The sequence below is a fragment of the Paenibacillus favisporus genome, from assembly GCF_040545415.1.
In the GTDB taxonomy this organism is placed as follows: Bacteria; Bacillota; Bacilli; order Paenibacillales; family Paenibacillaceae; genus Paenibacillus_AQ; species Paenibacillus_AQ favisporus.
The window spans coordinates 776,485-790,103 of the sequence record NZ_JBEPLV010000003.1; the positions used below are offsets into that span (position 1 = coordinate 776,485).

12 protein-coding genes are annotated in these 13,619 nt (G+C 53.0%); 8 read left to right on the plus strand and 4 right to left on the minus strand.

Features of this window, described 5'->3' with window-relative positions:
- Positions 1 to 47: 47 nt before the first annotated feature.
- On the minus strand, positions 48 to 779 hold the full coding sequence (locus tag ABID47_RS16670) for a class I SAM-dependent methyltransferase (RefSeq protein WP_354498298.1): 732 nt from the start codon (positions 777 to 779) through the stop codon (positions 48 to 50).
- 234 nt (positions 780 to 1,013) lie between these two features.
- On the opposite strand from ABID47_RS16670, the gene ABID47_RS16675 reads away from it, so the two are divergent.
- The 4 genes from ABID47_RS16675 to ABID47_RS16690 all read left to right on the plus strand — a co-directional run bounded on the left by ABID47_RS16675 (position 1,014) and on the right by ABID47_RS16690 (position 4,249).
- Entirely contained in the window at positions 1,014 to 1,553 is a 540-nt protein-coding gene (locus tag ABID47_RS16675) for an RNA polymerase sigma factor (protein WP_354498300.1), read from the plus strand.
- Positions 1,540 to 2,712 (plus strand): DUF4179 domain-containing protein, encoded by a 1,173-nt coding sequence (locus ABID47_RS16680; RefSeq protein ID WP_354498302.1) that lies wholly within the window; start codon positions 1,540 to 1,542, stop codon positions 2,710 to 2,712. The genes ABID47_RS16675 and ABID47_RS16680 overlap by 14 nt, the downstream gene beginning before the upstream one ends.
- Positions 2,713 to 2,896: 184 nt before the next feature.
- The gene (locus ABID47_RS16685; RefSeq protein ID WP_354498304.1) at positions 2,897 to 3,397 is read left to right on the plus strand and encodes a DUF2243 domain-containing protein; all 501 of its coding nucleotides are present in this window, start codon (positions 2,897 to 2,899) and stop codon (positions 3,395 to 3,397) included.
- A 6-nt stretch (positions 3,398 to 3,403) separates the two neighbouring features.
- Complete coding sequence (locus ABID47_RS16690; RefSeq protein WP_354498306.1) at positions 3,404 to 4,249, plus strand: cytochrome c oxidase assembly protein; 846 nt, start codon at positions 3,404 to 3,406, stop codon at positions 4,247 to 4,249.
- Between the two features lie 36 nt (positions 4,250 to 4,285).
- On the opposite strand, the gene pbp4 is transcribed toward ABID47_RS16690, so the two are convergent.
- Positions 4,286 to 6,340 carry a penicillin-binding protein PBP4(5) gene (pbp4, locus tag ABID47_RS16695; RefSeq protein WP_354498308.1) on the minus strand — a complete coding sequence of 685 codons (2,055 nt, stop codon included), beginning with the start codon at positions 6,338 to 6,340 and terminating at the stop codon, positions 4,286 to 4,288.
- 154 nt (positions 6,341 to 6,494) lie between these two features.
- Between pbp4 and ABID47_RS16700 the strand changes: the two genes are divergently transcribed.
- Positions 6,495 to 7,190 carry an FHA domain-containing protein gene (locus ABID47_RS16700; protein ID WP_354498310.1) on the plus strand — a complete coding sequence of 232 codons (696 nt, stop codon included), beginning with the start codon at positions 6,495 to 6,497 and terminating at the stop codon, positions 7,188 to 7,190.
- Between the two features lie 110 nt (positions 7,191 to 7,300).
- Here the strand turns inward: ABID47_RS16700 and ABID47_RS16705 are convergent, their stop codons facing one another.
- Together ABID47_RS16705 and ABID47_RS16710 are read right to left on the minus strand one after the other, a co-directional pair.
- A complete protein-coding gene (locus ABID47_RS16705) occupies positions 7,301 to 8,491 on the minus strand; it encodes a styrene monooxygenase/indole monooxygenase family protein (RefSeq protein WP_354498312.1) in 1,191 nt (396 codons plus the stop codon).
- 85 nt (positions 8,492 to 8,576) lie between these two features.
- The gene (locus tag ABID47_RS16710) at positions 8,577 to 9,767 is read right to left on the minus strand and encodes a cytochrome P450 family protein (protein WP_354498314.1); all 1,191 of its coding nucleotides are present in this window, start codon (positions 9,765 to 9,767) and stop codon (positions 8,577 to 8,579) included.
- 312 nt (positions 9,768 to 10,079) lie between these two features.
- On the opposite strand from ABID47_RS16710, the gene ABID47_RS16715 reads away from it, so the two are divergent.
- The 3 genes from ABID47_RS16715 to ABID47_RS16725 all read left to right on the plus strand — a co-directional run bounded on the left by ABID47_RS16715 (position 10,080) and on the right by ABID47_RS16725 (position 13,579).
- Entirely contained in the window at positions 10,080 to 11,705 is a 1,626-nt protein-coding gene (locus ABID47_RS16715) for a type 2 periplasmic-binding domain-containing protein (RefSeq protein ID WP_354498316.1), read from the plus strand.
- 58 nt (positions 11,706 to 11,763) lie between these two features.
- The gene (locus tag ABID47_RS16720; RefSeq protein ID WP_354498319.1) at positions 11,764 to 12,687 is read left to right on the plus strand and encodes an ABC transporter permease; all 924 of its coding nucleotides are present in this window, start codon (positions 11,764 to 11,766) and stop codon (positions 12,685 to 12,687) included.
- Positions 12,688 to 12,754: 67 nt separating this feature from the next.
- Positions 12,755 to 13,579, plus strand: a complete 825-nt coding sequence (locus ABID47_RS16725) for a carbohydrate ABC transporter permease (RefSeq protein ID WP_435530641.1) — start codon at positions 12,755 to 12,757, stop codon at positions 13,577 to 13,579.
- The last annotated feature ends 40 nt before the right edge of the window (positions 13,580 to 13,619 follow it).

Consider the following 13,619-nt stretch of genomic DNA (forward strand, 5'->3'; position numbering starts at 1 on the left):
CGGCATCGAACCAACAAGGACAGGCGGGAAGCTTGTCCTTGTTGGTTTTATTTTTTCTCGGCAGACAGAATGAGGAACATCGGCCGTCGGGTTTCGTCCTTCATGCCGGGGTGGTGCATCAATTTCGGGTCGGGAAGCGGCTCGCGAACCGCCGTGATGGCAAACCCGGTGCGAATTAAATCGTTGATGTAAGTGGAAAGGGTACGGTGATATTTAATGACATGGTCCGTTAAAAACGCTGTGTTGCGAACACCTTCATCCTGATAGTGATCCACCGGCCAGTACAGCGGGCTCCCCTGGTCGTCCAGAATCCATTCCTGCTCGGGCCGAGACGTAAAAATAGGATGCTCCACCGAGAAGACGAAGGTGCCGCCCTGCTTTAAGCAGCTGTGTACTTTTTGGCATACGGCATCAAACGACTGCACGTAATGGAAAGCGAGCGAGCTGAGGACGACGTCGAAATGGCCGTCGGGAAAGTCGATATCTTCGATCGGTGCCTGCAGATAGGTGATTGCCGGATCATCTGTTTGTTCACGTGCGGATTCCAGCATTTTAGCCGAAATGTCTACGCCGACCACCTCAGCTGCATGCTGTTCCCGCGCATACCGGCAGTGCCAGCCAAAGCCGCAGCCGAGGTCGAGAACCGATTTGCCCTGCAGATCCGGAAGCAATGCTTTAAATTCATGCCATTCCCCTGCAGCCCCAAGCCCGCCGATGGACCGGGGCATCTCTTTATACGCCGCGAAAAAAGCGGAATCGTCATACTTGTTTTGTTTCAAAACCGATGCACTCCTTTGTTGGGCTTTTCACCCTTCCTCTTGTTTCATTCTGATCCAACTATAAATTGGGCGTGTCTTCCGGGTCAAGTTGAGGCTCACGAAAACGGCTCCATTTACACGGCACGCTATTTGGTGCTTGTTTTTGTAGTTAGGGAAAGTTTCATATACCTTGTAACCTTTAGGCCAACTTGTCCATCTAATTGGATGAGGGCCCTTAGAAGGAGTGACACGAAAGTGATTCGTATCAGCGATATACAAAGAGCGCAGGAGGGTGACCGCGAAGCGTTCATTCGGTTGATTCAAAAGCTTGAACCTGAGATGTATGGTGTGGCCAAAAGCATTCTCAAGGAAGATGCGGACTGTGCGGACGCGATGCAGGAAACGACTATCAAGGTATTTAATGCTTTGCCGGGCTTAAGAAAACCTAGATTTTTCAAAACCTGGGTCATCAGGATATTAATTAATGAGTGCAATCAACTGCTTCGTAACCGGAAACGGACCATTTCGATGGCTGAAGTGCCTGATAAGAATTCTACAGAAGGGTTCGAGGACTCCCGGCTTGTGGAGCTGCGCGACCGGGTAGAACAATTGGACGACAACCTGCGGATTGTCATAGAGCTTTTTTATTTTCGGGATATGTCCATCAAGCAAATCGCAGTTGCTTTGGAACTAACAGAAGGGGCTGTAAGGACACGCTTGCACCGGGCTAGGGAAAATCTGATGAGAGGTTACTTGGCAGCCAACGAGGGGGAGTTAAACTATGAATCCATTTGATCTGGAAAAACAGCTGCGCCGGTTAAATAAATCCGTTCCGGTTCAAATTCCCGATGTCGTTCGCTTGCGTCAGGACCAGGCTTATCAAGCGATCCGCCGGATAGAGCAGGCGGCGAACGTTCAGAAACATGCTTCGGCGATCAAGCGTCACAGAATGATCCGGCAGTCAGCTGCCGCGTTATCGGCTATTGTGATCATCGGCATTATAAGCGGTGGTTTGATATCCCCCGCTATGGCCGATGCGCTCAAAAACCTGCCGGTTGTGAGCAACGTGTTTAAGCTTGCGGGAGATCGAGGTCTTCAAAACGCGGAGGAACGGGGAATAGTTTTACCTGTGAACGTATTTGATACCCACGATGGGATCACGCTCAGCATTCCGGCGGCGGCTTTTGACGAAACGCGGTTGTCATTTGCTCTTGAACGAAGCGGCACGGGGTATTCCGCTCCTCTTAACGGATCGATCGACAGCGGGACGACGGGCCCTGCGCAGGAGAAAGCCAGTATAAGTGACATAGATCTTCTGATCAATGGCCAGTCGATATTCAGTAAGGAACAATGGGGGAAGGGGCCGTACTTCATGTCTAAACCAACCCAGGACCCCGACAAAATCATCTTTACGTTGGTCGATGGGGCTAATCAAGGAGATACGCAGCTGGCCTTGCCGGATATGATGAATTTGACGGCCTTGATTACGCTGAAAGGCATAGACGATCCTTTCCGGTTAACGGTGCCGATCCAGAAGAATGGGGAGAAGCCGCTCGTGATCGAACCGAAGCTGGTCAAGCAGGCAGGGGGTATTCAGCTAAGCCTGGAGAAAGTCGAATTCACCACGCTATCCACGCGGCTGCATTTGATGACCAAGGGAATTTCGGCAAATGCCAACCAACTGCAGTACGACATTATCGATGATCAAGGCCATGAGCTGAATTTGCTGGTCGGAAATGCCAGACGGAGGGGAAATAACGGGGACGACGACTTGTATACCGATTATCTCGTCGATCCGTTAAACCCGGAAGTCCGTTCATTTACCATCAAGCCGTATTTCCCTGTCTTTGCAGACGAAAAGGTACAAACGGGGCTGTTCAAGCTGGACGCTAACGGCAATATGGTGAAATCGTATGTGAAAGAGCTAGAAATGATAGTACAGGTTCGACCATAAAGGGATTACAGCAATTCTTCAGGATTGGTAATCGATTGGTTAAAAAGCCGCTTTGCAAGCAGCAAAGCGGCTTACTTGCGTGCTGCGAAATGAAACGGGGGAAAGTGGGATTCAGAACATGTTATAACCTGGCATCGACTGGGTATATTGAGAAATAACATGTCTTACAAAAGGTGGAAAAACCATGAGATCTAACGCAACGGAGTCTTCCATACTTTCAGCCCGGATCACGTACGCCAGTCGCAACTTCTGGTCGGGATTTTTGGCCGGCATCGGATTTATCGCTTTTGTGGATGAGGTCGTGTTTCATCAGCTGCTGCATTGGCATCATTTTTATGACAAATCCACGTCGGCCGTGGGGCTTGTGTCGGACGGCCTGTTTCATGCGCTCAATTGGTTCGCGACGGTCGCCGGCATGTTTATGGTATCGGATCTCCGGCGGAGAAACGCCATATGGCCGAAACGCTGGTGGGGAGGCATGCTCCTCGGCGTCGGCGGATTTCAGCTGTATGACGGGACGATTCAGCACAAGTGGATGCGGATTCATCAGATTCGGTACGTTGACAACGTTTTCGTATACGACGTCGTTTGGAATGTCAGCGCCGTCGTCATTCTGATCATCGGCATCATGCTGATCGTTCAAACGGGCAGATTAGCGAAGCGGGAAACGGAAAGGGACGGTTAAGTGAACATGACAGGACATCACGCAGGTCATGCTGCCGGAGGTCACCATGATGCCGGGACTGGGACTCTCCATGATGCGATCTTCATCCTCTTATTTCTCGTGCTTATCGGCCTCTACACTGTGGCAGTGAAAGCTGCGAATCGCCGGTTTAACAGATGGCCCGCCATGCGCACGATCTGCTGGTTCCTCGGAGTCCTTGCTGCCGCAGCGGCGTTAACTGGACCACTGGGGGCAAGAGCGCATGATGACTTTGTCTATCATATGCTGGCGCATCTGCTTCTTGGCATGCTGTCCCCACTATTGATCGCATGCGCTGCTCCCGTGACCCTATTGCTGCGCAGCTTAACGATTTCGTGGGCTCGCCGTTTGTCAACCTGGCTGAAAAGCCGGCCGATGCGTCTGTTGAGCCACCCGGTTACGGCATCTCTTCTGAACGTTGGGGGACTGTGGGTGCTGTATTATTCCGGCTTGTATTCGGCGATGCAGTACCATCCGGTTCTTCACGTTTTGGTGCATGCGCATATGTTCGTCGCAGGGTACTTATACGCCGCAGCACTGCTCTGTATAGATCCCAGTCCTCACCGGGCAGGGTACGGATTTCGTGCAGGCATCCTCGTGTTATCTCTTGCCGGACATGGAATCTTGGCTAAGGTTCTATATGCATATCCGCCGGGAGGCGTCCCCATAGCCCAGGCTGAATCGGGAGCACAGCTCATGTATTACGGGGGGGATGCCGTTGACCTGATCCTCATCTTTTTGTTCTGTCTCCAGTGGTACAAGTCGGCACGGCCTGGCAAAAGGCACAAGACCGCTTCGTCCCCGGCCATTTCATTACCTCGTCCAGAAGGTTAACCAGAATGCAACGCAAGTTGACGGATTTTTTGACCGTTATTTTGTTTGTAGATTCAGTGTATTTAGAAAAGGTTTCAGCTTGTTCACGACGTAGTGGCTGCCGCCGCGTGCATGTACATTTTCGATCAGTGCGGATATCAGGAAAGAAGATTGCTCCGCGTCGAAGGCGACCACGAATCCATTCTCCTCGCCCTGTTCACCTTTTTTGGCTTTCAGCTCGGCTGTACCGGTTTTTGCCGCCAGCTTCAGCTCAGCAGAAGACAGCGCGTGAGCGGTGCCGCCGCTTCGGCTGACGACCTGCGTCAGTGCATCTTTGACCGTTTCGGCAACCTGTGGAGTGATGATTTGGATCGCTTGAGGAGATTCTTGATCTTCCTGCCGTAGAAAGAGGATAGGGGGGACAAGTTTGCCTTGCTGGGCGAAGGGTGTGAATGCGACCGCCACATGGATCGGGGACAACAGCATTTCTCCTTGTCCATAGGATGTATCCGCGAGCAGAACTTCCGATGCCAGGTCCCGGTGGGAGGCGTTGGCATACTGGCTTGGCTTCAGGTTGATCATGTCCAGCCCCCAATTCTCGCCGAAGCCGGATTTGGATATGCCCTCGATAAAGTTGCCGCTGCCCATTTCCAGCGCTTCTTGTGCAAAATAAATGTTGTCCGAATACACGAGGGCGTCCACCATATTCACGGAGCTGACGTCCTTCACCCGCGTGACATAGTACCCGCCCCAGCCCGCGTCTTTTTTCCAATGCAGACCGTCAATGCGGCGGGTTTTATCCGCTTTGGTTATGCCTTCGGTCAGGCCGGCAGCGGCCGTCACCGCTTTAAACACCGAACCCGGCGCATACCGGGCCGCGAACCGGTTAAAGAAAGGAAGCTCTGGATCCTTGGAATAAGCATCCCATTCCTGCTGTGACAGGCCGGTGACCATTTGGTTCGGGTCATACGAAGGGGTGCTGACCAGGGCCAGCAGATCTCCATGCTTCGGGTTCATCAACACTGCCGCGCCGGTATCGCCGGATAGCGTACGGTACAGGTCCCGCTGAAGAGCGGAGGCGACCGTAAGCCGGATGTTCTCGCCGTTTACCGCTGGCTTCTGGGCAACGATGCGTTTACGGTTCCCCTTCGCGTCGGTAATTTCGATCAATCCCCCTTTTCGTCCCCGCAGCTGCTTTTCCAGCGATTGTTCCAGTCCGGCCTTGCCAATCCAATCCCCGGCTGCATAATAGCCGTCTTTATCGTTCTGCAGATCTTCCTGCGTCACCTGACGGACATAACCGGTGAGGTGGGCAGCGGCTTGGCCCATCGGATAATACCTCACTTCTTTCGGTCTGACCGAGACTCCCGGCAGTTTTTGGGACAGATCGGCATCGGGAACATGGGCCATCGGAACAAAATAATCCGGTTTGACCCATTTCTGCGCCAGCTTTTTTTGGATATATTCCACCGGAAGTTTGAAGTAGGCGGCGATGCTTGCGATCGTCTGATCCGGATGGTCGCCGAGCTCGGAAGGGGTAATCCCCCATTCGTATGCGGTGCCGCGGGTAGCCAGCGGGTTCCCGTCCCGGTCCGTGATTTCACCACGCTGAGGCGTCAATACCCGGACCCTTACTTTGTCGCCGGCGGACATCTCTGGTAGAATCAGAGAAGGATGCCACTCGATGGCCCAAACCTTATTATGGTCTAGCTCAACCTGAAGCAGCTTCAAGTGGTAATCCCCATCAACATCGCCGATCTGGGTATGCCAGGTAGCGGTATAGTCCATGGAATAATGATGATCCTCTTCGGACTGGAAGGCAGGCCCCTGCGTCACTTTAACGCCGGTAACGCCCATTCCGCTGAAGATCGATTGGTATTTCTCGACGAACTGCTCGCGGCTCATTCCCGATTGCTCAAGGGATTCAGGCGTCATAAGGTCGTAGAGCCTGTCAAATTTCATTTCTTTCAGACTGTTGAAGTAAGACTGCAGCGTCTGTTCGGGACCGGGTTCATCCCGCCCCTGAATAAACACGTATATCGCCATCCCGCTGGCAACCAGAAAAGCTAACAGCACGTATGTAAAAAATTGTTTTCGCTTTAATCGCTTCATTGCTATAAACCTCGCTTTTGAAATATAATTCACAAGTAAACATGGAAACGGGTATAGGCTAACTATAAAATCAGCCGGGTAGGCAAACAATGGAACAAATCTGACGAATTTATCATTGACGGGAGAAAGAGACAAAGGAAAGTGAGAGGTAGATATGCCGGACAAAATCAAAATCATGATTGATACCGCCGGCCAGAAAGGCCATGGATCGTTTATTTACTTGGAAGAAGGAGAAACCGTGACGGTGGGTAGACATACCGGCTCGGAACAGGGGATGCTCGAGATATACAACCTTCTGGTATCTAAACAGCATTGCCGGATCGCGTGGACCGAAGAGGGGCTTCAAGTCGAGGATTTAGGCAGTAAGAACGGGACCGAGCTGAACGGCCAGCGCTTGAACCCCCATGAACCCGCTGCGGTGTCTCCGGGTGACCGACTAACAATGGTGAACGGACTGGTTGCTTTGGAGCTGGAGACGGTCATGGACCTGGAGGAAACGAGGGAGTATGTTTTTTCGGGGTGGCCTGAAGACGATGTGCGCTTGAATGACGATATGCAGAGCGTTCAGATTGATGAGGAGACGGTCCCGCTATCTAAGAAGGAATACCAGCTGTTTAAGCTGATGCACAGCCGGCTGGACCATTTTGTGACCCGGGACGAAATTATGAGATTTGTATGGCCCGAGCGCTGTATCGATGATACTGAGCTGGTTGGCATTGACGAGGTCAATTCACTGATTTACCGGACGAACAAGAAACTGCAAGGATATTTCGTCATCAAGTCGGTGTACAAAAAAGGCGTATATATGAAACGGGAATATGCCGGTTCTGATTCGGCCTTATCCCGGTGACTTGGCCTAATCGTAATTTTAACAACCTGCCCGGAATGTCCGAGGCGCGTTGCCGTCATTTTTATCGTCCACTGGAACGAAAATGATAAAAACAAACAGCCAGCCTTCCCCTAGCGGGGAAAAGGCTGGCTGTTGTGTTGTTCAAAGAAGCTGCGGTACGCTTGCGTCGGATCTTCAAACCAATGGGCTATGCGGTCCGCCGTATTCTGGTCTGCTGCCGCTTGCATCAGAAGCTCGGCAATATGTCCCGGCAACGGCTGAGTCATGGCGTTAGTCCATTCGGTTACGGCCTTGATATAAGGCTGCGTCCGGTTCCAATATTCGCTGCCGACAGACTCGTCCCAATCAGCATCCGCATGGGCCAGCAGCGTCTCGTACAGCTGCTCGGCAGCGTACGAAGCCGTATTGCAGCCCTGCCCGGTGATCGGGTCGGCAAGGAATACGCTGTCTCCGCATCCAAGAATGAGCGTGCCATTATGCATGACATACGGGCGGTGAACCGCAGGGGTGACAGCCGTGAGCAGATATGCGTTGTCGTCAATCAGCGCGAATTTGGCCGAATCGATCCGCCCGGCTATCTCCGGGAGGTGTTCCTCCACCACACCAAGCATCCGCTCGGCAAAAGCATCCGGTCCCTTCACGCCGACAAAAGCATCCAGTGCTCCGCCCGGAACCGCTTCAATAAACAGTATGGTGGCCCGTCCGTTTGATGTAACGGCAGGAATCTCGAACATTTCACCGGTGCCGGGCATCACCGTAATGGAAATGCCTTCGGGCTCGACCGGACGTATACCGGAAAAATAACCGACGATGCATTTCCGCTGCGGCGTCCGGAAGGGCGTCAGGCTCTCATCGACGGGAAAAGAGGCGACCGGTCCCGATTTGCCGGCTGCATCGATGATCAGGTCGAATGAAGCGGCAAGTGCATCCAGATCACCAGCCGCAATGCGTCCATGCCGGAACCGAACGCCATCCTTGGCCAAATCCTCCATGGCGTCCGCAAACCGGATGCGCTGATCGGTGGAAGTGGCGATGCCCGTCAACTGCCCGGTAAACAGCTTTTGTCCTCCGAGCTGAAAGTGAATGGTCCGGATCTGCGGCGCATCGCTGTTCGCGGGCATTTGCACACGCCGCTCGCGCGCAAGTGTCGGCTGGAAATGAACCTGGGTCGAACGGACTCTGCCGCTGCGGACCTCATCAGGCTCTTCATGATGAAGCACTGTGACGTCAAAATCGTCCTTCAGCGCATAGGCCAGCTGCAGCCCGGCCGTTCCGCTTCCGATAATGCCGATTGTTCTCATGAGTGATCTCCTCCTTGATCTTGGGGACTATTTAAAAAGCATACCTTCGAGCCCGGATGGACCAACAGGGAACAATTGACTAATTTTAGCTTAGACGAAGCGGGATTTCTTTCACCCCGCGCACGATCATGCCGGGTCTCCATTCCAGATCCCCGATCTCTCCTTCAAGTGCAAAGTCGGGAAAACGCCGCAGCAGCGTGTTGACCGCAATCTCTCCCTCCAAGCGGGCGAGCGGGGCGCCAAGGCACAGGTGTATCCCTTTCCCGAACGCCAGATGCGGGCTCTTGCCGCGGGTAATGTCAAACAGGTCCGGGTCCTCAAACTGGGCCGGATCCCGGTTGGCTGCATCGAGCGCGACGATCACGAGGTCGCCCCGCTGGAATGGCTGGCCCCTGAATTCCAAATCCTCGGACGCCCAGCGGGAGGTGCTAAATTCCACAGGGCCGTTGTACCGGAGCATCTCCTCGACGGCTCCCTGGATGAGTTCCGGCCGGTCCTGAAGGAGCTTGCGCTGCTCCGGATATTCGATCAGGGCCAGCACGCCGTTGCCGATCAAATTGACCGTCGTCTCATGGCCGGCGATGATCATCAGCGTGACCACCCCGTACAGCTCTTCCTCCGTTAACCGGTCCCCTTGGTTTTCCGCGATCACCAGCTCGCTGATCATGTCGTCACCTGGCTGCTCGCGGACCTTCGCGAACCATTCTTTTAAATATGCGATAAATTCGTTCATGTGACGGGTGACATCCTCGCCCATTTTCTGATTCGAGGCTTCAATAATAGAGTTTGACCACACCCGAAACTTGTCCTGATCCTCCGTGGGCACGCCCAAAATTTCGCTGATGACGATAATCGGGAGCGGAAAGGCGTAATCGTCAATGAGGTTCAGATGATCCTTGCCGGATACCGCATCCAGAAGCCTGTCCGCAATCTCCTGGATATGATCCCGCATGCTCTCGATCCGCTGGGGTGTGAAGCCCTTTTGCACCAGACCGCGAAGACGTTTGTGATCCGGCGGGTCGGAGAACAGCATGTTTTTGGAGAACACGCTTGGATGCTCCTGCCCGCTGAATTTGGTCATGTCCTTGATGAACCTCGGATCTTTCAGCACGGCTGCCGCATCCTCGTAAGTGCTGATGAGCCAGCCGGTTTGCCCGTTCGGAAGCATGACTTTCACAACGGGATCGCTTTGACGCAGTTTCTCGTACACGGGGTAAGGGTTGCGGGTAAAGTCGCTTGTAAACAACGCATTTTTCGGAGTTTCGCTTGCATGCATAGACCATGGACTCCTCTCGAAAAAATGATAGATTGCCCTTTCATTATAAAAGAATGTGGGAACGATATCCAAAAAGCGCGTTCTAGCCTCTATATCAACCTATGCAGCCCTTCCTGCAATTTTTCGGATAACAACATCAAAACGGTAGTTTTTCGATGATGTTTACCGTTTTAGTTCATTCGATTGGAGAAATCGTCATCAGCCGCAAGTAAAAAGAACATCGTTTTGTATTTTCTGCTCATATCCGGTGGAACGCTGCTTCGATAGTCTGAAAGGGCAAGATTCACCACATATCAAATGGAGGTTGTAGGCATGAAAAAAATCGCAGCTGCGGGTCTGATCATCGCAATGCTGGGCAGTGTGCTGGCGGGCTGTTCATCCGGCGGCAAGAGCGGCGAAGATGCGGCAAAGGGGGCAAGTCCGGGAGGTGCGGCTGAATCAGCGACCTACCCATTAAAAACCGATGAGAAGCTGTCCTACTGGGGCGAGATCAACGGCAACCTGGTCGGAATCAAGGTGACGCATGACGAAATTCCTTTCTTTCAGAAATGGCAGGAAAAAACCGGAGTACCGCTCGAGTTCACTGCGCCGCCGACCGGCCAAGTTAAGGAAGCCTTCAACGTCATGCTGGCCTCGGGGGATTTGCCGGATATGATCGAATACAACTTTATCGGCGATTTTCCCGGCGGACCGGAAAAGGCGATCAAGGACGGTTACATCTTGAAGCTGAACGATCTGATCGACAAGTATGCTCCAAACCTGAAAAAGTACCTTCAGGAGCATCCCGACATCGACAAGATGGTCAAAACGGACAGCGGCAGCTATTACGCGTTCCCGTTCATCCGGGGCGACGAATACCTGCGCGTATTCCAGGGGCCAATTATCCGGAAGGACTGGCTGGACGAGCTTGGTCTGCCGGTTCCAGAGACAATTGATGAATGGACGGCGACGCTGAGAGCCTTCAAGGAGAAAAAAGGAGCGGCAGCTCCGTTTTCGGTAGTGAGCAAGCCGCGCTTTTTCAATGAATCCGGCAACGGCGCATTTATTGGTGCCTTCGGTGTGAACCGCGGGTTCTATCAGGAAGACGGGAAGGTCAAATTCGGCCCCGCCGAGCCTGGTTTTAAAGAGTATTTGAAACTGTTCCATGACTGGTATAAGGAAGGCTTGATCGATAAAAACATCGCGACGGCCGACACGAAGGCAGTTGACGGCAACATGGCATCCGGCGCTACCGGGGCCACGATCGGCAACGCCGGAGGAGGCATCGGCAAATGGCAGCCGCTCGTTGAGGCAAACGATCCGAAAGCCGTGCTTGTTGCGGCACCTTATCCGGTGCTGAACAAAGGGGACAAGCCCAAATTCGGACAGCTGAACCAGGCCTACGCGTCCGAAGGAACGGTAGCGGTCACGACCGCAGCCAAGGATCCCGCGCTCGCGGTGCGCATGCTGGATTACGGGTACAGCGAGGAAGGACATATGTTCTTCAACTTCGGTGAGGAAGGCGTCAGCTACAACATGGAGAACGGCTATCCGAAATTCACCGATCTCTTGATGAAAAATCCGGACAAGCTCGCACCCGCCCAAGCGATCTCCCTGTATGCGCGCAGCAGCTATAACGGGCCGTTCGTGCAGGATAAGCGCTACGCGGAGCAGTTCTTTGCGCTCCAGACGCAGCGCGATGCGGTGGAGGTTTGGAAAAACACCGATGCGGCGAAGTATAACCTGCCATCCATTACGCCGACGCCGGATGAAAGCTCCGAGTATGCCACCATCATGAACGATATCAACACGCTGGTGGATGAAATGACGATCAAGATCATTCTCGGCTCCGAGCCGGTCGATCAATATGACAGTTATGTCGCCAAGATGAAGTCGCTGGGACTGGACCGGGCGATCGAAATTCAAACGGCGGCGCTGCAGCGTTACAACAGCCGGTAAGCACAAAGGAAGGGGAGGGGCTGCTCTCCCCCTAATATAATCGAGGTGAACTTCAGGCATGGCAAATCGGCAATCGTTTCGAAGCCGGCTCGTTCGTGATTTTGTGCTCAACAAGTATTTATACATCATGATGCTGCCGGTGATCGCCTATTATTTGGTCTTTCATTATGCACCCATGTACGGGGCGCTGATCGCGTTCAAAGATTATTCGCCCATGAAGGGCATTCTGGGCAGCGACTGGGTCGGATTGAAGCATTTTCATGACTTTTTCGGCAGCTACTATTTTTGGAGAATTTTAAAAAATACGATCTTGATCAGCCTCTATACGCTGGTTTTTGAGTTCCCGGCGCCGATCATACTGGCTCTTTTGATCAATGAAGTACGCAAGAAGAAATTCAAACGCGTCGTCCAGACGATCACGTACATGCCGTATTTTATTTCGCTCGTCGTCATTTGCGGCATCATCACCGATTTTACGAACGCGGACGGGCTCATCAACCGCCTATTCATGTTCCTGGGCTATGATGGCCAGGCCATGCTGCAAAAGCCCGATCTGTTCCGGCCCATCTACGTGCTGTCCGAAATCTGGCAGCGGATCGGCTGGGAATCGATCATTTATATCGCTGCGCTCATGAGCATCGATCTGGAGCAGTACGAAGCGGCCCGGATCGACGGGGCCAGCCGTCTGAAGCAGATGCTGTACATTACACTGCCCGGACTGCTGCCGACCATTATGATCATGTTCATTCTCCGGATGGGGAACCTGCTCAACGTCGGGTTTGAAAAGATCATTCTTATATATAACCCGGTTACATACGAAACAGCAGACGTCATCTCCTCCTTCGTATACCGCAAAGGCCTGCTGGAGTTCGGCTGGAGCTACAGCTCCGCCGTCGGTTTGTTCAACTCGGTCATCAATCTCGTCCTCCTGATAACGGCCAACGCCATCAGCCGGAGGGTGAGTCAAAACAGCCTATGGTGAGGTGGTAAGCTTGAAAACAGAGAGCGGTTGGGGTGACCGCATATTCAATGTCATCAACTATGCCCTGATGATTTTTCTGGTCGTCGTGACCTTGTATCCACTGGTGTATGTATTGTTCGCATCCTTCAGCGATTCAGCCCGGCTGCTCGGCCACAAGGGCTTTCTGTGGCGCCCGCTCGGCTTCAGCCTCGATGCTTATAAGAGCGTGCTGGACAACCCGGGGATCGGAATCGGTTTTCGCAATACACTGTTCATTCTGATATTCGGGGTAGCGGTTAATTTGCTGCTCACCTCGATGGGCGCTTATGTCCTGTCGCGCAAAAACGTGATGTGGAACAAGGTGTTCATGTTCATCATCGTGTTCACCATGTTCTTCAGCGGCGGTCTGATCCCGCTGTATCTCGTCGTCAAAGGCGTGGGTCTGCTGGACACGCTGTGGTCCACGATCGTTCCGTTCGCTGTCAGCACGTTTAACCTGATCATTATGCGGACGGCCTTCATGGGCATTCCGGACAGCCTGGAGGAATCGGCCAAAATCGACGGAGCGAATCATTTCACCATTTTGTTCCGGATTATCATCCCGTTGTCCATGCCGGTCATCGCCGTCATGATTCTCTATTATGCGGTGGACAAGTGGAACGGATGGTTCTACGCGTCGGTGTTTATCAAAGACAGAAACCTGTTTCCCCTGCAGCTGGTGCTGCGTGAAATTCTGATCTCCAACTCGACCGACAGCATGTCATCGGGCGCTTCGGCGGGAGACCGGTTCCAAATCGGGGAAACGATCAAATACGCAACGATTATGGTGGCGACCGTGCCTATTCTGTGCGTCTATCCGTTCCTGCAGCGGTTTTTCGTGAAAGGAGTCATGGTCGGCTCGCTGAAGGGCTGATGCACGTAGCTGCGAATCAAATTAGGTCAAAAAAGGAGGT

Bases quoted from the DNA above. Each gene is read 5' to 3' on its own strand.
- ABID47_RS16705 (WP_354498312.1), bottom strand. From the start codon at position 8,491: ATGAGAACAATCGGCATTATCGGAAGCGGAACGGCCGGGCTGCAGCTG.
- ABID47_RS16690 (WP_354498306.1), top strand. From the start codon at position 3,404: ATGACAGGACATCACGCAGGTCATGCTGCCGGAGGTCACCATGATGCC.
- ABID47_RS16685 (WP_354498304.1), top strand. From the start codon at position 2,897: ATGAGATCTAACGCAACGGAGTCTTCCATACTTTCAGCCCGGATCACG.
- ABID47_RS16680 (WP_354498302.1), top strand. From the start codon at position 1,540: ATGAATCCATTTGATCTGGAAAAACAGCTGCGCCGGTTAAATAAATCC.
- ABID47_RS16720 (WP_354498319.1), top strand. From the start codon at position 11,764: ATGGCAAATCGGCAATCGTTTCGAAGCCGGCTCGTTCGTGATTTTGTG.
- ABID47_RS16725 (WP_435530641.1), top strand. From the start codon at position 12,755: ATGATTTTTCTGGTCGTCGTGACCTTGTATCCACTGGTGTATGTATTG.
- ABID47_RS16710 (WP_354498314.1), bottom strand. From the start codon at position 9,767: ATGCATGCAAGCGAAACTCCGAAAAATGCGTTGTTTACAAGCGACTTT.
- ABID47_RS16700 (WP_354498310.1), top strand. From the start codon at position 6,495: ATGCCGGACAAAATCAAAATCATGATTGATACCGCCGGCCAGAAAGGC.
- pbp4 (WP_354498308.1), bottom strand. From the start codon at position 6,340: ATGAAGCGATTAAAGCGAAAACAATTTTTTACATACGTGCTGTTAGCT.
- ABID47_RS16715 (WP_354498316.1), top strand. From the start codon at position 10,080: ATGAAAAAAATCGCAGCTGCGGGTCTGATCATCGCAATGCTGGGCAGT.